The following is a 20,348-nucleotide window of genomic DNA, read 5'->3' as shown; positions in this document are numbered from 1 at the left end:
TCGGCGATCCTCACCCGGTACGGTGACCGGCTATGAGCGCTGAAAAGATCCGGGTCGCGGTCGTGTTCGGTGGCCGCAGCAGCGAGCACACCATCTCGTGCCTGTCCGCGGGCAGTGTGATCTCGAACCTGGATCCGGACCGCTTCGAGGTGCTCCCGGTCGGTGTCACGCCGAGCGGCGGCTGGGTGCTCGGCACCGGCGACCCGAAGCAGCTCAGCATCCAGGGCCGCGAGCTGCCGACGGTCGAGTCCGGCCGCGCGCTCGTGCTCGCCGGAGACCCGACCAGTCGCGAGCTGCGCACGGTCGACCCTGGCCAGGCCACCGAGGTGCTCGGCACCGTCGACGTCGTCTTCCCGGTGCTGCACGGCGCCTTCGGCGAGGACGGCACCATCCAGGGCCTGCTCGAACTCGCCGACCTCCCGTACGTCGGCCCTGGCGTGCTCGCCAGCGCGGCGGCGATGGACAAGGAATACGCGAAGAAGCTGCTCGCCGCGGAAGGGCTTCCGGTCGGCACCTACGCCGCGCTGCGCCGCGGACAGTCCACTTTGGCCGAACAGGACCGCGAACGCCTTGGCCTGCCGGTGTTCGTGAAGCCCTCGCGCGCCGGTTCGTCGGTCGGCATCTCGCGGGTCGCGGACTGGGCCGACCTGGACGCCGCGATCGAGCTGGCCCGGCGCACCGATCCCAAGGTGCTCGTCGAGGCCGCGGTGCGTGGGCGCGAGGTCGAATGCGGCGTGCTGGAATTCCCGGACGGCCGCGTCGAAGCGTCGCTCCCGGCCGAGATCCGGGTGCTCGCCGAGGGCGAGGACGCCTGGTACGACTTCGAAACCAAGTACCTCGGCGAGGACGCCGAGCTGGACATCCCGGCCAAACTGGACGACGCCCTCACCGACCGGCTGCGCGCGATGGCCGTCGAGGCGTTCCGCGCGCTCGACTGCCAGGGGCTCGCCCGCGTCGACTTCTTCGTGACCGAGGAGGGCGACTTGGTGATCAATGAGGTCAACACGATGCCCGGCTTCACCACGAAGTCCGCCTACCCGAAGATGTGGGAGGTGACCGGGGTGGATTATCCGACGTTGTTGTCGACGCTGATCGACACCGCGCTCGCCCGGGGCACCGGCCTGCGCTGACGCGACCGGAGGGACTCAGCGCGTGCAGATCGCATCCCGGCTCGACCGGCTCCCGGTCACCCGGCGGCACCGGTATTTCGTCGCAGTGGTCGGCATCGCCACCTTCTTCGACCTCTACGACCTGTTCCTCGCCGCGACCATCAGCACCGTCCTCACCAAGGAATTCGGCGTCACCCCGACGACGCTGAAGTACGTCCTGGCGTCGGCGTTCGTCGGCGCGTTCGTGGGCGCGGTGTTCCTCGGCAGGCTGGCCGACCGTTTCGGCCGGCGGCGCGCGTTCCTGCTCACGCTGGGCCTGTACTCGGTCTTCACGCTGCTCGGCGCGTTCAGCACCGATGTGTGGATGCTGGTGATCTGCCGCTTCATCGCTGGGATCGGCATCGGCGCGGAACTGCCGATCGCCGACGCCTATCTCGCCGATCTGTTGCCCGCTCGCGCCCGCGGCCGCGCGACAGCTTGGGCTTACACGATCGGCTTCTGCGGCGTGCCCGCCGCCGGCTTCCTCGCTCGCGCGCTCGTCGGCCACTCGCCACTCGGCATCGACGGCTGGCGCTGGCTGTTCGTGATCGGCGCGCTGGGTGCGGCGGTCGTGTGGGCGTTGCGGTTCACGCTGCCGGAATCGCCGCGTTGGCTTGCGGCACAAGGCAGAATCGGCGAAGCGGACGAGATCGTGCGCAAGCTCGAAGCGAGCGCGCCGCAGCCGTTGCCCGAACCGGAGCCGGAACCGCCCGCGCCCGAACCGGTGCGCGCGTCGGCGTTGCTGCGTCCGCCGTGGTTCCGCCGCACGGCGATGCTGTACGTCTTCCAGCTGCTGCAGTCGTTCGGCTACTACGGCTTCGGCTCGCTGGTGCCGATTGTGCTGGCGGCCAAGGGTTTCGGCCTCGTCAGCTCCCTGACCTTCGCCGCGCTCACCTTCCTCGGCTATCCGATCGGCTCCGCGCTGTCCATCCCGATCATCGAACGGCTGGAACGCAAGTGGCTGATCGTCGCGAGCGCGGCGGCGATGGCGGTGTTCGGGCTGGCCTTCGGCTACGCCACATCCGGCGTCCTGATCGCGGTGTTCGGCTTCTGCTACACCGCCGTCAGCAACGTCTTCTCCAACGCCTTCCACACCTACCAGGGCGAGCTGTTCCCGACGTCGCTGCGCGGCACCGCGGCCGGTTCGGCCTACGCGCTGTCCCGGCTGGCGACGGCCGCGATGCCGTTCGTGCTGCTGCCGGTCCTGCATTCGGCGGGCGCGACGACGATGTTCGCCGTGGTCGCGGCTGCGATGGTGCTGCTGATGATCGACGTCGCGGTGCTCGGGCCGCGCACCACCGGCGAATCGCTGGAGACGATCGCGGCTAGAACTTCAACGGCTTGACCGGAAGCTTGGCCGCGATCGCGTCCGAAATGGTCTGCAGCGGACCCGTTCCCGCGCTCGCCGGGACGGTCAGCGCCAGGTAGACCGGCCGGTCGACGGCGTACCAGGTGGCCGAATCGCCCTGCTCGATCTGCAGCCACTGCACCTTGTTGACCACGCGCAGCGGCGAGGTCCGGGTGAGGTCCGGCGGGCGTTCCAGACCGCAGCGCAGCACGACCGGATCCGGTTCGCCCCACGCGACGGTGGCCTTCGGCGCGGGCTCGGCGAGCGTGCGCGGCGACAGTTCCTTGCCGTTCGACGTGAGCGTGGCCGGGATCCCGGCGATCAGCTTCGCGCAGTCCGGCGACCCGGCCTGCGGCGCGGGAACGGAAACGAGCGCGAGCGGCTGGTTCGGGTCGGGCTGTCCGGAGGAGCTCTTCGTCAGCGCGACGACCGCGACCGCGACCGCCAGCGCGGCCACGAGCAACGACGCGGTGACGAGGACGACCTTCGGCGGAGCCCCGGTGTCGGTGTCTGCCACCGCCTCAGTGGACCACGCGTCAGAGGTGGACGACCGGGCAGGTCAGCGTGCGCGTGATCCCTTCCACGTTCTGCACGCGGGCGACGACGAGCTGGCCGAGCTGGTCCACAGTGTCCGCCGCGGCGCGCACGATCACGTCGTACGGACCGGTGACGTCCTCGGAGCTGGTCACGCCCGGGACCCCGGCGATCTCCGCAGCCACCGCGGCCGCCTTGCCGACCTCGGTCTGGATGAGGATGTATGCGTGGACCACGGCGTGCCCTTTCGTCGGTGGCGGTCTAGTCGAGGTAGGAACGGTGTAGACGGTGTAGGAAACGTAGCGCCAGCCCTGGGAAAAACCTAGGGGATCCGATAGTCGGTGGCCGATCCGACACAGGCAAGGGAAACGGGAGGTGACCGGTGTCACCGGACGAGCACTCGGTGGCCGCGACAGGCGAGTTCGGCCTGATCCGGCGGGTCACCGAAGGACGCGCGCAGCCCGCGTCGACATTGCTGGGCCCCGGCGACGACGCGGCGGTTCTCGCCGCGCCGGACGGCCGCGTGGTCGTGACGACCGACGTGCTGGTGCACGGCGTGCATTTCCGGCTCGACTGGTCGAGCCCGGAACAGGCCGGGCGCAAGGCGGTCGCGGTGAATCTGTCCGACATCGCGGCGATGGGCGCGAAACCGACGTCGGTGGTCGTCGGGCTCGCGTGCCCGGCCGACACCCCGGCGCGGGTCGTGACCGAGATCATGGACGGCATGTGGGCCGAGGCGAAGACGGCGGGCATCGGGGTGTCCGGCGGCGATCTCGTCAGCGCGGACCAGCTCGTGATCAGCGTCACCGCATTAGGCGACCTCGAAGACCGCGAACCGGTGACCCGTTCCGGCGCGCGTCCCGGCGACGTGCTCGCGGTGTGCGGACGGCTCGGCTGGGCCGCGGCCGGGCTCGCGGTGCTGCGTCGCGGATTCCGGTCGCCGGTCGGCGTGGTGAACGCGCAGCGCTGCCCGGAACCGCCGTATACCGCCGGTCCGCAGGCCGCGCGCGCCGGTGCGACGGCGATGATGGACATCTCCGACGGCCTGCTCGCCGATCTCGCGCACCTGGCCGCGGCTTCCGAGGTCGGGCTCGACGTGCAGACCGCGCTGCTCGAGGTGTCGACTCGGCTGAAGGAGGTCGGCAGCGCGCTGGGCGCGGATCCGCTGCAGTGGGTGCTGACCGGCGGCGAGGACCACGCGCTGGTCGCGACGTTCCCGCCGTTCGACGACCTTCCCGAGGGCTGGCGCAAGATCGGCGTGGTCACCATGCCCGGCTCCGGGGTCACTGTGGACGGCAAGGAGTTCGACCAGCAAGGCGGCTGGGAGCACTGGCAGCAGTGATCCTTCATTAGGCTGTTCGCGTGGACATCCGTGTCGTCGCCTTCGACCATCCCGACGCCGTCAAGCTGATGGCCGAGGTGCAGCTGGAGTACGTGCGCCGCTACGGCTCCGAGGACGAGACCCCGATGGACCCCGCGGAGTTCGCGCCGCCGCGGGGCCTGTTTCTGGTCGGGTACCTGGACAACTCGCCGGTGGCGTCCGGCGCCTGGCGCGCGCACGACGGTCCCGCGCCGACGTTCCGGCCCGGCGATGTCGAGATCAAGCGGATGTACGTGATCGAATCCGCGCGGGGCCGCGGTTTCGCCCGCGCGATGCTCGCCGAACTGGAACGCACCGCGGTCGACGCCGGACGGCGCCGGGTCGTGCTGGAGACGGGCACCGAGCAGCCGGAGGCGATCGCCCTCTACCGTTCGTCGGGTTACGACGAGATCCCGGCTTTCGGTTACTACGGGGACATGCCCGAAAGCCGTTATTACGGCAAGGATCTCGTCCACGGCTGACGACACTGAACGATTCGGAGGCGGCCTTGGCCATCTACGCGCTCGGCGACCTGGTCCCGACCATCCACCCGGACGCCTACGTCCATCCCGACGCCACGGTGATCGGCGATGTCCGGATCGGACCGCGCGCGTCGGTCTGGCCGCAGACGGTGCTGCGCGGCGACCACGGGTACATCGAGATCGGCGAACGCTCGAACGTGCAGGACGGCTGCGTCATCCACTGCACCGCGCGGCATCCGACGATCATCGGCCCCTCCTCGGCGGTCGGGCACGCGGTGCACATCGAGGGCGCGAAGATCGGCACCGGCTGCCTGATCGCTTCGGGTTCGGTGGTGCTGAACGGAAGCGTGATCGAGGACGGCGGCATGGTCGGCGCGGGCGCGGTGCTGTCGTACGAATCGACGGTCGGCACCGGCGAGATCGCGCTGGGTGTTCCGGCGAAAACGCGGCCGAACAAGTCGTTTTCGGAAGACCAGATCGCTTCGGTGGTGGATTCCTACGTCCGGCGCGGGGCCCGGTTCCGCGCCGAGTTGCGCAGGCTGGACCCGCCACAGTGACCCCGGGCACGTGCCGCTAGGCTCGCGGGCCGTGACTGGACGACCGCTGGACGAAATCGTCGAAGCCGGCTGGGCGAAGGCCCTTGAACCAGTGGCCCCGCAGGTAGCCGCGATGGGGGAGTTCCTCCGCGCCGAGATCGCCGCGGGCCGCACCTATCTTCCCGCGGGCGAGCACGTGCTGCGCGCGTTCAAGCAGCCGTTCGACGACGTCCGCGTGCTGATCGTCGGGCAGGACCCGTACCCGACGCCCGGGCACGCGGTCGGGCTGAGCTTCTCGGTGGCCCCGGACGTGCGGCCGATCCCGAAGAGCCTGATCAACATCTACCAGGAGTACTGCGAGGACCTGGGCCATCCGACGCCCGCCAACGGCGACCTGACCCCGTGGGCGGAGCAGGGCGTGCTGCTGCTGAACCGGTCGCTCACCGTGCAGCCGCACAAGTCCAACTCGCACCAGGGCAAGGGCTGGGAGCAGGTCACCGAGCAGGCGATCAAGGCGCTCGCCGCGCGCGGCGGACCGCTGGTGGCGATTCTGTGGGGCCGCAACGCGCGGAACCTGCGGCCGATGCTCGGCGAGGTGCCGTGCATCGAATCGGCGCACCCGAGCCCGCTCTCGGCGCGCAACGGCTTCTTCGGGTCGCGTCCGTTCAGCCGGGCGAACCAGCTTCTGGTCCAGCAGGGCGCGGAACCGCTCGACTGGAAACTTCCCTGACGCGGCGTGTCCAGTTCCGGCGATCGGCGCCGACCACCAGGGTAAGCAACGACTGAAACCCTGGAGGAACGCCATGACCGCCACCGTCACGTCCGCCGACGGCACCCCCATCGCCTTCGACACTTACGGCTCGGGTTCGCCGGTGCTGCTGGTCGGCGGCGCGGTGAACGACCGGACGACCGTCGCCGCACTGGCCGCGGTGCTCGCCGACGCGGGATTCACCGCGATCGCCTACGACCGGAGAGGCCGCGGCGACAGCGGCGACGCCCAGGTCTACGCGGTCGAGCGCGAGATCGACGACCTCGAGGTGCTGATCGAGGCGGTCGGCGGATCGGCCGCGCTGTTCGGCCACTCGTCCGGCGCGATCCTGGCCCTGGAAGCGGCGGCGCGCGGCCTGCCGGTCACGAAGGCGGCGGTGTACGAACCGCCGTTCATCGTCGACGACCGCCCGCGTCCCGCCGAAGACCTGATCGACCGGGTGAGCGCCTGTCTCGCCGACGGCGACCGAGACGGCGCGGTCGAGTTGTTCCTGGTCGAGGGCGCCGGGACCCCGGCGGAGATGGTGGAGTCGATGAAGGCCGCGCCGGTGTGGGGCTGGTTCGTCGGCCTGGCGCACACGCTGCCCTACGACCTGGCCGTCTGCGGCCGTGGGAGCCGCCTGCCGGAAGACCGGCTGGCCGCGATCACCGTGCCGGTGCTGTCGCTGTCGGGCGGTGAAGGGGACGCGTGGATGACGTCGTCCGCGAAGGCTGTCGCGGCTGCTGTCGCGCATGGACGGTACGAGGAGGTCCCGGGACAGGACCACGGGGTGCTGAACGCGCCGGAGTCCCTGCGGAAGGTCCTGACGGACTTCCTGCGGTGACGCGGTGACGAAAAAGGGGCGGGCGCCGAAGCACTCGCCCCTCCAACCTCAAAGACAAACCCCAAGGGAAAATCTCAAGGCGACCCAACGCGGGGGTCCAGGGGGCTAGCCCCCTGGCGGGGGCCCGGGGGTTCGACCCCCGGAAGACACCCGAAAAACGAAAATGGCGAGCGCCCTCCGCGAGCACTCGCCACCGTTCGTTTTTCCGGCTCAGCCGCGGACGACCTTGCCAGCCTTGATGCACGAGGTGCAGGCGTTCAGGCGCTTGCGCTGGGACACGCCGACCTTCGCGTGCACAACCTGGATGTTCGGGTTCCACCGGCGGTTGGTACGCCGGTGGGAGTGCGAGACCGACTTGCCGAAGCCGGGTCCCTTGCCACAGACGTCGCACACGGCAGCCACGTCGAACTCCTCTGGATATGGGACAAAGAATGCGCGCCTGAACTTGCCAGGCAACTCGACCATAGTAACGAGTGGTCTCGGAGGCCTTGCCGCGGGGTCGTTACCCTCGCGGGGACCGGCTAGGAGGTTACGGGGTGCGGGTGCTGGACGCGGCGGCGGTGTCGGGCTGGGCGGCGGCTTCTGTGCGCAGCTTGGACAGGCTGCGCACGGCCATCGACGGCATCAACGTCTATCCGGTCGCGGACTCCGATACCGGCTCCAACCTGCTGTACACGATGACCGGCGCGCACGAGGCGCTCACCAGTGCGGAACCGGTCGACGCCGCGGAGGCGCTGGCTGTCCTGGCGCGCGGGGCGGTGGCGCACGCGCGGGGCAACTCGGGCGTGATCCTTTCCCAGGTCGTGCGCGGGATGGCCGACTGGGCTTCCACCGGCGGGGATCTCGACGGCACCGGCCTCGCCGCCGCGCTCGGGCACGCGGACCAGGCCGCCACGGGCGCGGTCAGCAGGCCGGTGGCCGGGACGATGCTGACCGTCCTGCACGCTGTGGCCGCCGCTGTCCGGGGGACGTCGCGGACGTTGCCCGAGGTCGCGCACGAGGTCGTCACCGTGGCCGCAGCGGCTCTCGAAGAGACGCCCAAGCAGCTGCCCGCGCTGGCCAAGGCCGGAGTCGTCGACGCCGGGGGCCGCGGGCTGGTCGCGGTGCTCGACGCGCTGGCAGGCGTGATCACCGGCGAAACCGAAGAACCCGGGCACGACCTGCGGGCCGTCGCTTCGCTGCCGGAGCAGGTGCCGTACGCGTGGGAGGTCATGTACTTGCTGGACGAGGTCGACGAGGCCCGGCTGCCGGCGTTGCGGAAGGAACTGAGCGGGTTCGGCGACAGCGTGACCGTGGCAGGCGACGGTTCGGGCAGCCACGCGGTGCACGTCCACTGCGCGGACATCGGCGCGGCCATCGAAGCCGGGCTGCAGCTGGGCAGGCCGCGGCGGATCCGGGTCGAACCGCTGATCACGCCGACGCCGATCGAACCGGGCGCCGGGATCGACCGGTCCGTGGTCGCGGTGGTGCGCGGCGGCGGGCTCGCCGAACTGCTGCGGGCCGAGGGCGTCGCCGTGCTGGCGGTCGCCGACGGCGAGCTTCCCAGCGTCGAGGACATGATCGGGCTGTTCAACGAGGCGGCCGGGCAGCATCTGAGCGTGCTGCCGGGCGGCCCGGACCTCACCGCGGCCGCCGACACCGCCGCCGGGCATCCGATGACGGGCGAGCGCGACGTCGTGGTGATCCCCTGCTCGTCGCCGGTGCAGGTGCTGGCCGCGCTCGCGGTGCACGACGGCGAGCGCCGGGTCAACGACGACGTCGTCGCGATGGCCGAGGCGGCGGGCGCCACCAGGCGTGGCGAGCTGCGGATCGCCAGGGAAGAGTCGCTAACCTGGGTGGGCCGGGCCCAGTCCGGCGACGTGATCGGTCTGGTCGACGACGAGGTGGTACTGATCGAACCCGCCCCGGCGTCGGCGACGAATCTCGTCGCGGCCGCGGTCAGCGTGCTCAACCGGATGCTGGCGCTCGGCGGCGAGCTGGTCACCGTCCTGAGCGGGGCGGACGCTCCGCCGAGGGTGGCCGCGGAGCTCGCCGAGCAACTGCGGCTGGAGCACCCCGAGGTGGAGTTGACGAGTTACGCCGGCGGTCAAAGCGACGCTGTGCTGCTGATGGGGGTCGAATAATCATGGCCGGGCTTCGCGACAAACTCCCGCTGCTGCTGGGCGCGAAAACGGCGAAAGCGCTCTCGAGTGCGCTCGACATCGAGACGGTTTCCGATCTGCTGCGCCACTATCCGCGCCGCTACGCCGAACGCGGCGAGCTGACCGACATCGCCGGGCTGGAGCTCGGCGAGCACGCGACCGTGCTGGCGCGGATCGAGAAGATCAGCAAGCGCCGGATGAAATCCCGCAACGGCACCATCCTCGACATGGTGATCACCGACGGCAAGCGACGGCTCGCGTGCGCGTTCTTCAACCAGGCGTGGCGCGAGAAGGACCTGGCGCCGGGCAAGACCGGGCTGTTCGCGGGCAAGGTCACCGCGTTCCGGGACACGCTGCAGCTGGCCAACCCGGAGTACGAACTGCTCGACGCCGAACGCGAGGCCGAGGCGGTCGACAACTTCCTCGCCGAGATCATCCCGGTCTACCCGGCCGCCCAAGGCATGCCGACCTGGTCGATCGCCAAATGCGTGCGGCAGGTGCTGGACGTGCTGGAGGTCGGCGAGGACCCGATGCCCGACGAACTGCTCAAGCGGCACGGGCTGCCCGGCCTCGAGCGGGCGTTGCGCGGCATCCACCGGCCGGAGGACTGGGCGCACCTGGAGTCGTCGCGGCACCGGCTCAAATGGGACGAAGCGATGGCCGTGCAGCTGATTTTCGCGCAGCGACGGCATTCCGCGGTGTCGCGCCCGGCGAAGGCGAGCCCGCACGTCGACGGCGGCCTTCTCGACGCGTTCGACAAGCGGCTGCCCTTCGATCTCACTGCGGGCCAGCGCGCGATCGGTGACGAGATTGCCGCTGACATGTCGACCGAGCACCCGATGAACCGGTTGCTGCAGGGCGAAGTCGGGTCTGGCAAGACGGTGGTCGCGCTGCGGGCGATGCTGCAGGCCGTCGACTCCGGACGGCAGGCGGCGATGCTCGCGCCCACCGAGGTTTTGGCCGCGCAGCACGCGCGCTCGCTGCGCGAAATGCTCGGCGACATCGGCATGGCGGGCGAACTCGGCGCGGCCGAGAACGCCACCCGGATCACGCTGCTCACCGGGTCGATGGGTGCGAAGGAACGCAAGAAAGCTTTGCTGGAGACGGTAAGCGGCGAGGCGGGCATCGTCGTCGGCACGCACGCGCTGATCCAGGACACCGTGCAGTTCGCGGATCTCGGGCTCGTGGTCGTGGACGAACAGCACCGGTTCGGTGTCGAGCAACGGGATGCTCTGCGCTCGCGCGGTGCGGATTCGACGAGCCCGCACGTGCTGGTCATGACGGCGACGCCGATCCCGCGCACGGTCGCCATGACGGTCTACGGCGACCTGGAAATCTCGGCGCTGCGCGAAATGCCGGTCGGCCGCTCGCCGATCAAGACGACGGTCGTGCCGGTCGCGGAGAAGCCCGCGTGGTTCGACCGGGTGTGGCAGCGGGTCAGCGAGGAAGTCGGCAAGGGACACCAGGCGTACGTCGTGTGCCCGCGCATCGGCGACGAACCGCCGTCGGACAAGAGCGACAAACGTCCGCCGCTCGCGGTGCTGGACGTCGCGCCGGATCTCGCCAACGGCGCGTTGAAGGGCTTGAAGATCGCCGCCCTGCACGGCCGGATGCCGACGGACGAGAAGGACGCCGTCATGCAGGCGTTCGGCGCGGGGAAGGTCGAGGTCCTGGTCGCGACGACCGTGGTCGAGGTCGGCGTGAACGTCCCCAACGCGACGGCGATGGTCATCCTCGACGCCGACCGCTTCGGCGTGAGCCAGCTGCACCAGCTGCGCGGCCGCGTCGGGCGGGGGAGCGTGCCCGGATTGTGCTTGCTGGTAACGGAAACCCTGGACGGGACTTCCACGCGCGAACGGCTGGCTGCGGTCGAGTCCACAACGGACGGTTTCGAACTGTCCCGATTGGACTTGGAGCTTCGCCGGGAGGGCGACATTCTCGGTGCGGCGCAGTCGGGCAAGCGGTCTGGGCTGAAGCTGTTGTCGTTGCTGCGCGACGAGGACGTGATCACTGAGGCGCGGGCGCAGGCTCAGGAGATCGTGACGAGCGATCCGGAGCTGGCCTCGTTGCCTGGGCTGGCGCAGATGGTGGCCGACGTGGTGGATCTGGAGCGGGCGGAGTACCTCGAGAAGAGCTGACGCGCCTGTCGGGCGAGGACTTCGTCCGATGCGCGAAGGGGGCCTGGACTTTTCGTCCCGGCCCCCTTCGCGCGTTGTCAGTTCGTGTCCGGTCGGCTTGGGTGCTCAGGCGTCGTAGATGTCGTCGTCCGAGTCGTAGCCGTGCCTTCCTCCGCTGGAGTGGCCGCCGCTGTAGCCGCCACCGCTGTAGCCGCCGCCACCGCTGTAGCCGCCGCCGCTGGAGTGGCCGCCGCTGTAGCTACCGCCGCCGCCGCTGTAGCCACCACTGCCGCTGTAGCCGCCTCCGCTGCTGTAGGAGGTGCCGCCGGAATGACTGCCGCTGCTCGGCCCGTAGACGTACTGGGTGCCGTTCCGGCCGCTGGTGGTGTAGCTGCCGCCCGAGTGGCCGCTGCCGCCGTAACCGCCGGAATGACTGCTCCCGCCGTAGCCGCCGCTGGAATGACCGCCGCCGGAGTGGCTGTAACCGCCGCCGGAGTGGCCGTAGCTGCTTCCGCCGTAGCCCCCGCTGGAATGGCTGCCGGTGCTGGGTCCGTAGACGTACTGGGTGCCGCCGTGCCCGCTGCTGCTGTATCCGCCTGAATGGCTGCTGCCGCCATGACCGCCGGAATAGCTGCCGCCGCCGGAATAGTGGCTGCTGCCTCCGTAGCCGCCGCTGCTGTAGTGGCCGCTGCTGCCGTAAGTACCACCGCTGCTGTAGTGGCCGCCGCTCGAGGAGCCCGGCGGATGGACGGTCTGGACATAAGGCGCCGAACTCGACGACGACCCGGCGTGCCCGCCGGAGTAGCTCGTGTGCCCGCCGCCGCCGGAATAACCGCCGCCGCTGTAGCCGCCGCTCCCGCTGCTCGGCTGGACCTTCTTGACCTCCGGCCGGTACTCCGCGACCGGGTTGCCGCGGTAGTTGGGGGCCTTCGGATCCCACCATTGCCGGTTGGCGCCGTTGCTCGGGGTCGCGTCCCGGTACTTTTGCTCCTTGCCGCCGCTCTTGTCGGAATCAGCGCGCTTCTCGAGCCAGCCGAAGGAATTGGGGTCTTCGTTGTGCGCCTTGTTCTGCGGGTAGGTGTTCTTGTAGCCCTTTTTGTTCCAGTGCGCGCTGGCCGAGGGGTTGTGCCCCATGACGAGGTTGCTGTGGCCCTTGACGATCCCGGTCGGCTTTCCCTGGTAGTCCCGGGTGTAATAGCGCCGGTTCGGGTCCATGTACCACTTGGTGTCTTCGCCCCGCTTGTTGAACGAGGGCGGCGGCGACACCGCGTTGCGCTTGAAGATCGGCCGCATCTTCCCGCTGCTGTGGGACAGGTTGGTGTACCCGTAGTCCTTCCGCCGGTTCTTTTTCCCGGACTTCTTGTGCTCCACGTACACCGTCCCGCCCGGTGACTGCTTGCGCGAACGGCCCTGCGGGTCCGGCGTGAGGCTGGGCCCGCGGTCGTAGGGGTCGGGGCTGGGGCTGCGGCTCGAACAGCTGCTGCCCGCGAGGCCGAGCGGGTCGACCAGGACGTGCGGGTTGCTGACGTAGGCGTGCGGGTCCGGTCCGCCGGCCAGCCCGATCGGGTCCGGGCTCACGTAGCGGGCGAGCGCCGGGTCGTAGTAGCGGTGCAAGTTGTAGTGCAGACCGGTTTCCGCGTCGAAGTACTGGCCCTGGAACCGCAGCGGCGTACCGGTTTCCCCGGCAGTGTCGACTAGCAGGCCGAACAGGCTGGTGCGGGCGTGCCAGACGACCTCGCCCTGGTCGTCGAGCAGTTCGGTCGGCGTGCCGGAGGGTTCGGCCACGATGGCGAAGAACTGCTCGTCGATGTTGTCCTGCGAGTCCTCCGAAACGGGACGGCGGCGCTGCAGCAGCGGCCGGAAGCTGTCCATCTCGTAGTCCCACACAGTCGTTTCGGCTGTGCCGTCGACGGTGCGGGTCTCCTCGACCAGAGTGTCGCCGTCCCAGACGAAATCGACGCGTTCGAGCGAGGCGTCTCCGTCGGCGGCGAAGTGCTCCTTGCGGATCCGGCGGCCGATCGGGTCGTAGGTGTAGCGCCACGAGGTGCCGTCCGGGACCTGGACCGCGACCAGCCGTTCCAGCGGACCCCAGGTGTACTCCCAGGTCCGCCCGTCCTCATGCTGGCGAGTGAGCATCCGGCCGGCGTCGTCGTAGGTGTAGCGGACGCCGCCCGCCTCGGTGATCACCGACGCCGGGCCCGCGCGCCTGCCGAGCCGGTCCTCTTCTTCCGGCGCGGGCCAGGCGGCGTCGACGAGCCGTCCGGTCGCGTCGTAGGCGTACTGCTCGCTCCAGCCCTCCGCGCGGACCGACGTGACCCGGCCGCGGACGTCGAGGGTGAACCAGCGCGAGCCGGACGTCTGGTCGTCGATCCGGGCGGGCACCCCGTCGGGCCGGTAGTGGTAGCGCCGGTCGCGGCCCAGTTCGCCGGACGCGGCCTGCACGGCCTGCCCCGACAGCTGCCCGGCCGGGTCCCAGGAGCGCAGGATCGCCGCGCCCTTGCCGAACGTGCGGCGGACCTCGCGGCCGGCCGGGTCGTACTCGAACCGCGTGGTCCGGCCAGAGGCGTGCATCGCGGCGAGTTCGCCGGCTTTGCTGTACTCCCACACGCTTTCCGCCCCGGACGGTGTCTGCCGCCGGACCAGATTGCCCGCGCTGTCGTATTCGGAACGGAGGGTGCGCCCGTTGACCGTCTCGGAGATCACGCGACCGGCCGCGTCCCGCGTGTACTCGACGCGGGTGGTTCCGTCGTCGACAGCGGCGAGCTGGCCGAGGACGTCGTGTTCGAACCGGGTCCGCACGGTCCCGGACGGCCCCTCGACGACCTCCTCGACGAGGTTGCCGCGCAGATCGCGGCTCATGGTCACGACGTCGCCGGACTGGCTGCGGATCTCGGTCAGCTCGCCTGCCGCGTTGTAGCGGTAGGTCGAGGACGCGCCGCCGAAATCGGTTTCGCGGACGAGGTTTCCGGCCGGGTCGTACTCGTACCGCCAGACCTGGCCGTGTTCGTTGGTGACGCCGGTCAGCCGCAGTTCGGTGTCGTAGGAGTATTCGAGCCGGGTGCCGTCGGGCCGGATCTCGGCGGAGATCAGGTCGAAGTGGGTCACTTCCTGCTGGGTGATCGCGGACGAGGCGTCGGCGTGCAGGCGGTTGTTTCCCTCGCCGTCGTAATGCCATTCGTCCGTCGACCCGTCCGCGCGGCGGTGCCAGGCGAGCGAGCCGTTGACGGTGTAGCCGAATTCTTCGACCGCGCCGGTCGGGTCGACGGTCGAGGAGAGCCTGCCGAAACAGTCGTACCGGTACGCGGTCGTCGCGCCGTGCGGGTCGGTCACGGTGATCGGGTTGCCCGCGTCGTCGGACACCACGGTCAGCTTCACGCCCGCCGGATCGGTGACCGAGGCGAGATGGCCCCACTCGTCGTAGGTGTAGACGGTGGTGCCGCCGCCGGGTTCGACGAACCGGGTGACGTTGCCGCGTTCGTCGTATTCCCACCGGGTTTCGACGCCAGGAGCCTCGACCAGCCGCAGCGGCTGGCCGAACTCGTCGCGCTCGACGGACCATTCCGTGCCGTCCGGCCGGTGCATGCCGATCAGGTTGTTCAGCTCGTCGTAGCGGTAGCGCTGGGTGCGGCCGAGTTCGTCGGTTTCGCTGAGCAGCCGGTCGCGGTCGTCCCATTCGTAGCTGCGGGACGCGCCGAGCGCGTTGACCTCGCGCAGCAGCTGACCGGATTCGTTGAGGTGGAAGGCGGTGCGGTTGCCGAGCGAATCGACGACGTGGGTGACCAGGTTGACCAGGTCGTACTCCATCGTGACGGTGAGGCAGTCGCCCGAGCCCTCGGTGCGCACGACCCGGCCGGTCTCGTCGTAGTGGAAGCGGTACCACTCGCCGTTGCGGTCGGACCACGCCTCGATCCGGCCCGAGCGGTCGTAGACGTACCGGAACGGGAGCCCGGATTCGTTGGTGACCTCGGTGAGGTTGCCGTCGACGTAGCCGTAGCGGACCAGTTGCACCTCGGCGCCGTCCCCGGTGACCGTCGACAGCCCGGTGACGAGCCCGTCCTCGGTGGCGACGATGATCCGGTAGCCGCCGCTGTGCCGGATCGCGACCGGCGTGCCGCGCGGGTCGCGCTCGAAGTAGATGTGCTCGTCGTTGCGGTCGGCGATCGAGCGGATCGGCCGGACCTGCTGGCTGCCGCGCTCGAAGGTGAGGATCCGCTGCCGCTCCCGGTCTTCGAGGACGAACCCGCCGCCGGGCTCCTGCGCGAGAAACCGCGCGGGCCCGTGCTCGGCGGCCACCCACTCGTCGCCGTGCGGACGCGGGAAGACCTGGACGATCCCGTCCGAGCCGGCGAACCACACCTGGTCGTCGTGCACCTCGACCCGTACGTCCAAAGTGGACACCCAAGCCCCGCCGAGCCAGCCGCCCGCGCGGAACGCGGAGAAGTGCGCGCGCTCGAAGACCATCGGCAGCGCGCTGCGGAACACCGCGTCGGTCTCGGTCATCACCATCTGCCCGCTCGCGACGTCGATCGGGTCGCCGGTGGTGCAGATGTTGTCCAGCGAGCGCGAGTTCTCGCCCTGTTTGTCCAGCGACCGGGCTCCGCCCTGCCCGCCGCGTGCCCCGGACGCCGACGTGTGGCCGTCCGACCCGCCCCTGACCCCGTTCGGCCCGTCGGGTCCCGGCTCGGGCTTGTCCGTCTGGTGGTGGCCACCGCCGTGCTCGCCGGACGTGTGGGCGTTGCCGCTGTGGTCGCCGGACGCCGTGGTGCTGTCGTCCTTGGGATTGGACCTGGGTTTTTCGGACTTGACGTTGATGTCCTTGGGCGTGTGCGCCGGCGCGTTCTTGCCGCTCTTGAGTCCCTTCAACGCCTTTCCGGCGTCCTCGAACAGCGTCCCGGCCTTCTTCAGCAGCGGGATCAACGCCTTGAGCGCCTTGACCAGCTTCGTCGTCACCTGCGTGATCTTGGAAGCGGTTTTCGCCACCGCCGACACGACCTGCGGCACCACCCAGGCCATGCCGATCCCGAGCGTGAACAGCACCTGCAACGCCCACGAGATCAGGTGCCCGACCAGATCCGCGATCGTGTCCCGCACCAGCGACCGGACCGCCGCCACGATCTCGCCCGCGGTCTTGACGCCGCTCGCCGCGCCCTCGCTGCCCTTCTGCGCACTGCCGATCAGAGCGGAGGTGTCTTCCGCCTTTTTGCGGTAAGTGTCGGCTGCTTCGCCTTGCCAGTCTTGAAGATCCTTCTTGACCAGCTCGCCCAGCTCGGCCGAAACGCTCTCGAGTTCTTTGGCGACATTCGTCCAGGTCTCCGCCTGCGACTTGATCTCGTCCGCCTTGCCGGTGAGCGCGTCGAGCGCCTCCTTGAGCGGCCCGACATGCTCCATCAACCACCCGACCCCCGCGGCGAAAATCGCGCCGAACGGATCCATCACCGCGGTGAGCACGTCGAGCGCGGTCCCGACCGCCCCGATCGCGACGGCCGCCCAGTTCTTGCTCTCGATCGCGGTCTTGAGTCCGGTCGCGTCCTCCAGCAGAGGAATCCCGGACATCGCGGTCGTGGAGTCCTTCACCGGCGCGATCAACGGGTTGGTCATCGGTTGTCCCATTTCCTGGTACGCACGGGCATGACGAACGAGCGGAGCCTGATCCGCCAATCTGCCGAGGCTATCGGCTGGGCGCCGCAGGTGCCGCCGGGGCGCGGCGGTGATGCCTGAAGTCCCGGAACCCTTGCCCGAACACACTCTTCCCGCCCTCCGGCCCGGTCCCTTTTGCCTGGCTCGGTGACTGTCCTTTGTGGTCACTCCGGTAAACCGCATGCGGGCCGGCGGGCTGGTGTGCTGAACTGCCCGCGGATGATCGTCGCCGAGCCGCTGGAGGAATGGTGCCCGAACTCGTGATCCGCCCCGCGACCCCGGATGACGCGCGCGGCATCGCGGCCGTCCACGTAGGTTCCTGGCAAGCGGCCTACGCGGGTCTGCTGCCGGACGAGTTCCTGTCCGGCCTGTCGATCGAGACGCGGGAAAAGTTCTGGGCCTCGAACCTGGCAGACACCTCCCGACCGCACACCGTACTGGCGGCAGCCACCGCCGAGTCAATCACCGGTTTCGCGGTCTTCGGCCCCAGCCGCGACGACGACGCCACCCCGCGGACCGGCGAACTGTCGTCGATCTACCTCCTGCCCTCAGAGTGGGGCCGGGGGATGGGACGAGCGCTGCACGAGGAGTGCGTACGCGGCCTGAAGACCCAGTTCGAGACGGCGACGCTGTGGGTGCTGTCGACGAACACTCGGGCCCGGAAGTTCTATGAACGAGCCGGGTGGGTTACGGACGGAAAGACCAAGGTAGAGACGATGTCCGACGGGGCGGTGACTTTGGAGGAGGTCCGGTACCGGTTGGTGGGTGAGGGCTAGGCTTCGTTGCTTCGTTGCTTCGTTGCTTCGTTGCTTCGTTGCTTCGTTGCTTCGTTGCTTCGTTGCTTCGTTGCTTCGTTGCTTCGTTGCTTCGTCACCGCTCGCCCTTGCTCACTCGGTAGCTCCTCGCCGCCGCCGAATCGTCACCAGTCGGCAGCCGTCTACCGGCGATTGCTGCTCCAGCCGCTGACAGGCGGCCCCGGGACCTGCTCCCACCGTTGTCGCCAATGCGGTCGCGGGCAAGCGGGTCGCCGCTGAGTGGCGACTGCCTGCTCAACCTGGACCCGGCGGAACATTCGCCGTTTTGCGGTGAATGCCGAGTCGGTTCATCTGCGAGCCCCGCCGCCGCGCGGCGAGCGGAGAGTCATCTCGCCTGCCAGCTTTGCTTCGCTGTCGCCGTTTTGCGGTGAACGCCGCCAGTTCACCTGCCAACTTCGCTCCGCCATCACCGTCGAACGGCGAATCCCAAGTCAGCCCACCCGCCAACCCCACTCCACCCGTCGCCATTTTCCGGCACCAAGCCTCCTCGCCCCAGCCGTGAATCAACCCCCGTCGCCATTCCCCGGCACCCGCCTGCACAACACCCCCGCCCGAGCCGCCGCTGCCCCCGCCTCCGCCGCGACCTCGGCCGTCTCCTCCGACACCGGCTCTCGCGACACGAACAACCGGTAAAACACCGGCCCGCACACCGTCCGCGTCACCTCGTCCGGATCAGTGTCAGCCGGAACCTCCCCACGCGCCACCGCCCGCTCCACGATCACCGCGGCTCGGGCATGCCGATCCTCGTAGAACTCGCGCAGCGCTTCAGCCGCTCGTTCCGAGTGGAATGCCGCCAGCACCGCGGCCGTCGGCAGTTCGCGTTGCCCCGGAGAGGTCAACGCGATCACCACGTCCAACGCCATTTGCCGCAAATCGGCAACAAGCGAACCGGTGTCCGCCGGGCTCCACGGTTCGTCCGTGCCGAACCTCAACGCCGCCGCGACCAGCCCTTCGCGCGATTCCCATCGCCGATAAACCGTCGTCTTGTGCACTCCCGACCGCTCGGCGACGGCTTCGACTGTCAGGTCGGTGAACCCGACCTCCGCCAGCAGATCGAGCGTTGCCCGCAAAACGGCGACGCGCGTGCGTTCGGTACGCCCGCCCGGCCGGCTGGTCCCCGGTAACTCAGTTGCCAATCGCTACCCCTGTTGCATTAGTGTCCTCAGTATGACACCGCTGAGCACCCGTTCGCCGCTGGAGGGCGACGTCGCCTCGATCACCGACCTGATCGGCGACGCGCGCATCGTCGCGATCGGCGAGAACAACCATCACATCCGCGAGTTCGGCGAGCTCCGCACTCGGTTGCTCCGCCGGCTCGTCGAAGACCACGGGTTCACGGTGCTCGGCTTCGAATCGGGATTCGCCGAGGGCGACCTGGTGCAGCAGTGGCTGAGCGGCGGCCCCGGCACCGTCGGCGACGTCGGGCGAGAAGGATTCACCTTCTCCCTCGGCGAGTCGGCCGAAGTGCACGAAATGCTGACCTGGATGCGCAGCCACGGCGGCGTCCGCTTCTCCGGACTCGACCTGCCCAGCTCGGCCGGTTCGCCGCAACCGGCGTTGCGGATTGTCCGCACCTTCGTGGAGGAAGTCGATCCGGAGGTGCTTCCGCTGGTCGACGCCGCGATCACCGCGTCCGAGCCATATTCGGCGGTCAGCAGCGCGGTCGCGCCTGGCCGTTATGCGGCAATGACCGCCGCTGACCGGGACGCGGCGACCGCTGCGTTGACGACTCTCGTAGCGCACCTTCGTTCCCTGTCGCCAGTTTATCGGCAACGGAGTGAGCCGGCCCGGTACGCCATCGCCGAACACCACGCGGTCGGCGCGCTTCGCGTCGACACGTACCTGCGCGAACTCAGCGCGATGATGGCGGGAACGGCACCGTCGCTCCAGGGGTCGTCTCGCGACACGTACATGGCCGCCACCGTGAAGCTGCTCCGCCAGCTACACGGCGAAGGCGAGAAGATCGTGATGATGGTCCACAACGGACACCTGCAGCGAGTGCCCTTCGCCGCATTGCCGACCATGACGTTCCCTTCCGCAGGCACGCACCTCGCCGCAGAGTTCGGCGACGACTACTTCGCTCTCGGCCTGACCGCAGGCACCGGCACGACCACCGGCCTCGAACCGGACGAGACCGAGCGTCTCGGGTTCCGTGTCTATGAGCAGGAACTTGAGCCGCCTGTCGAGGGCAGTGTCGAAGCGGCTTTGGCCGGTTCGGATCCGTGCGTGGTCGATTTGCGGCAAGACCGAGCGCACGGCCTGACCGGACCGTCGAGCCTGCGGCACGCGCACATGTTCACGAAGGTCGACGTCGCGCAAGCCTTCGACGCGCTGGTCTATCTGCCGACGATGTCGGTGAGCGCGCACGTCTCTGCCGCGAAGTAGACGCCGGTCGGTCAGTGGCTCGCCACTCAGCGGCGAATCCTGTCGGTCGCCAATGCTTGGCCGCGTAGTGGCGAAGCCGATCGTTCGGTCAACAGTTAGCCGCCGAGCGGCGAAACCTGTCGGTCTGCCAGCGGTTGGCCATCCAGCGGCGAAACCTGCCAGTCGGTCAACGGTTCGCCACGCATTGGCGAGTCCTGCCAGCCTGCCACCCGGTAGCCGCTCAGCGGCGAAACTTGTCGGTCGACCACCCGTT

16 protein-coding genes are annotated in these 20,348 nt (G+C 69.4%); 11 read left to right on the top strand and 5 right to left on the bottom strand.

Annotation, left to right across the window (positions count from 1 at the left end; translation table 11 throughout):
- Positions 1-32 precede the first annotated feature (32 nt).
- Together ACZ7OI_RS27200 and ACZ7OI_RS27195 are read left to right on the top strand one after the other, a co-directional pair.
- Positions 33-1,130, top strand: a complete 1,098-nt coding sequence (locus ACZ7OI_RS27200; protein WP_470266988.1) for a D-alanine--D-alanine ligase family protein — start codon at positions 33-35, stop codon at positions 1,128-1,130.
- A gap of 22 nt (positions 1,131-1,152) precedes the next feature.
- Positions 1,153-2,493, top strand: coding sequence for an MFS transporter (locus ACZ7OI_RS27195; RefSeq protein WP_470266987.1), 1,341 nt, complete (start codon positions 1,153-1,155; stop codon positions 2,491-2,493).
- On the opposite strand, the gene ACZ7OI_RS27190 is transcribed toward ACZ7OI_RS27195, so the two are convergent.
- Together ACZ7OI_RS27190 and ACZ7OI_RS27185 are read right to left on the bottom strand one after the other, a co-directional pair.
- Positions 2,474-3,013, bottom strand: coding sequence for a DUF3515 domain-containing protein (locus ACZ7OI_RS27190; RefSeq protein ID WP_470266986.1), 540 nt, complete (start codon positions 3,011-3,013; stop codon positions 2,474-2,476). The genes ACZ7OI_RS27195 and ACZ7OI_RS27190 overlap by 20 nt on opposite strands.
- 19 nt (positions 3,014-3,032) lie before the next feature.
- Positions 3,033-3,266 carry an Lrp/AsnC ligand binding domain-containing protein gene (locus tag ACZ7OI_RS27185; protein ID WP_009074118.1) on the bottom strand — a complete coding sequence of 78 codons (234 nt, stop codon included), beginning with the start codon at positions 3,264-3,266 and terminating at the stop codon, positions 3,033-3,035.
- Between the two features lie 146 nt (positions 3,267-3,412).
- On the opposite strand from ACZ7OI_RS27185, the gene ACZ7OI_RS27180 reads away from it, so the two are divergent.
- The 5 genes from ACZ7OI_RS27180 (at position 3,413) to ACZ7OI_RS27160 (ending at position 7,000) form a co-directional block, all read left to right on the top strand.
- Positions 3,413-4,372, top strand: coding sequence for a thiamine-phosphate kinase (locus ACZ7OI_RS27180; RefSeq protein ID WP_470266985.1), 960 nt, complete (start codon positions 3,413-3,415; stop codon positions 4,370-4,372).
- A gap of 20 nt (positions 4,373-4,392) precedes the next feature.
- Complete coding sequence (locus ACZ7OI_RS27175; protein WP_470266984.1) at positions 4,393-4,872, top strand: GNAT family N-acetyltransferase; 480 nt, start codon at positions 4,393-4,395, stop codon at positions 4,870-4,872.
- 26 nt (positions 4,873-4,898) lie between these two features.
- Positions 4,899-5,429 (top strand): gamma carbonic anhydrase family protein, encoded by a 531-nt coding sequence (locus tag ACZ7OI_RS27170; protein WP_470266983.1) that lies wholly within the window; start codon positions 4,899-4,901, stop codon positions 5,427-5,429.
- 31 nt (positions 5,430-5,460) lie between these two features.
- Entirely contained in the window at positions 5,461-6,138 is a 678-nt protein-coding gene (locus ACZ7OI_RS27165; protein WP_470266982.1) for a uracil-DNA glycosylase, read from the top strand.
- A 73-nt stretch (positions 6,139-6,211) separates the two neighbouring features.
- Positions 6,212-7,000 (top strand): alpha/beta fold hydrolase, encoded by a 789-nt coding sequence (locus ACZ7OI_RS27160; RefSeq protein WP_470266981.1) that lies wholly within the window; start codon positions 6,212-6,214, stop codon positions 6,998-7,000.
- 210 nt (positions 7,001-7,210) lie between these two features.
- Here the strand turns inward: ACZ7OI_RS27160 and rpmB are convergent, their stop codons facing one another.
- Positions 7,211-7,402, bottom strand: a complete 192-nt coding sequence (gene rpmB / locus ACZ7OI_RS27155) for a 50S ribosomal protein L28 (RefSeq protein WP_009074135.1) — start codon at positions 7,400-7,402, stop codon at positions 7,211-7,213.
- A 134-nt stretch (positions 7,403-7,536) separates the two neighbouring features.
- Here rpmB and ACZ7OI_RS27150 point away from each other — a divergent pair, with 134 nt between their 5' ends.
- Together ACZ7OI_RS27150 and recG are read left to right on the top strand one after the other, a co-directional pair.
- Positions 7,537-9,123, top strand: coding sequence for a DAK2 domain-containing protein (locus ACZ7OI_RS27150; RefSeq protein WP_470266980.1), 1,587 nt, complete (start codon positions 7,537-7,539; stop codon positions 9,121-9,123).
- Between the two features lie 2 nt (positions 9,124-9,125).
- The gene (recG, locus tag ACZ7OI_RS27145; RefSeq protein ID WP_470266979.1) at positions 9,126-11,279 is read left to right on the top strand and encodes an ATP-dependent DNA helicase RecG; all 2,154 of its coding nucleotides are present in this window, start codon (positions 9,126-9,128) and stop codon (positions 11,277-11,279) included.
- A gap of 105 nt (positions 11,280-11,384) precedes the next feature.
- Here the strand turns inward: recG and ACZ7OI_RS27140 are convergent, their stop codons facing one another.
- Positions 11,385-16,856, bottom strand: coding sequence for an RHS repeat-associated core domain-containing protein (locus ACZ7OI_RS27140; protein ID WP_470266978.1), 5,472 nt, complete (start codon positions 16,854-16,856; stop codon positions 11,385-11,387).
- Positions 16,857-17,143: 287 nt separating this feature from the next.
- On the opposite strand from ACZ7OI_RS27140, the gene ACZ7OI_RS27135 reads away from it, so the two are divergent.
- Entirely contained in the window at positions 17,144-17,671 is a 528-nt protein-coding gene (locus ACZ7OI_RS27135) for a GNAT family N-acetyltransferase (protein ID WP_470266977.1), read from the top strand.
- Positions 17,672-18,213: 542 nt separating this feature from the next.
- Here the strand turns inward: ACZ7OI_RS27135 and ACZ7OI_RS27130 are convergent.
- Positions 18,214-18,846, bottom strand: coding sequence for a TetR/AcrR family transcriptional regulator (locus ACZ7OI_RS27130; protein ID WP_470266976.1), 633 nt, complete (start codon positions 18,844-18,846; stop codon positions 18,214-18,216).
- Positions 18,847-18,877: 31 nt separating this feature from the next.
- Between ACZ7OI_RS27130 and ACZ7OI_RS27125 the strand changes: the two genes are divergently transcribed.
- Positions 18,878-20,095: an erythromycin esterase family protein gene (locus ACZ7OI_RS27125; protein ID WP_470266975.1), complete on the top strand. Its 1,218-nt coding sequence runs from the start codon at positions 18,878-18,880 to the stop codon at positions 20,093-20,095.
- The last annotated feature ends 253 nt before the right edge of the window (positions 20,096-20,348 follow it).

Source organism: Amycolatopsis sp. NPDC114503, assembly GCF_055633655.1.
The sequence above is the reverse complement of the archived record's forward strand: the minus strand, read 5'-3'. Positions and strand labels throughout refer to the sequence as shown.

What these genes read in the sequence shown, in the direction of transcription:
- ACZ7OI_RS27125 (WP_470266975.1), top strand. Translation starts at nt 18,878, where the DNA reads ATGACACCGCTGAGCACCCGTTCGCCGCTGGAGGGCGACGTCGCCTCG.
- ACZ7OI_RS27160 (WP_470266981.1), top strand. Translation starts at nt 6,212, where the DNA reads ATGACCGCCACCGTCACGTCCGCCGACGGCACCCCCATCGCCTTCGAC.
- recG (WP_470266979.1), top strand. Translation starts at nt 9,126, where the DNA reads ATGGCCGGGCTTCGCGACAAACTCCCGCTGCTGCTGGGCGCGAAAACG.
- ACZ7OI_RS27200 (WP_470266988.1), top strand. Translation starts at nt 33, where the DNA reads ATGAGCGCTGAAAAGATCCGGGTCGCGGTCGTGTTCGGTGGCCGCAGC.
- ACZ7OI_RS27140 (WP_470266978.1), bottom strand. Translation starts at nt 16,856, where the DNA reads ATGACCAACCCGTTGATCGCGCCGGTGAAGGACTCCACGACCGCGATG.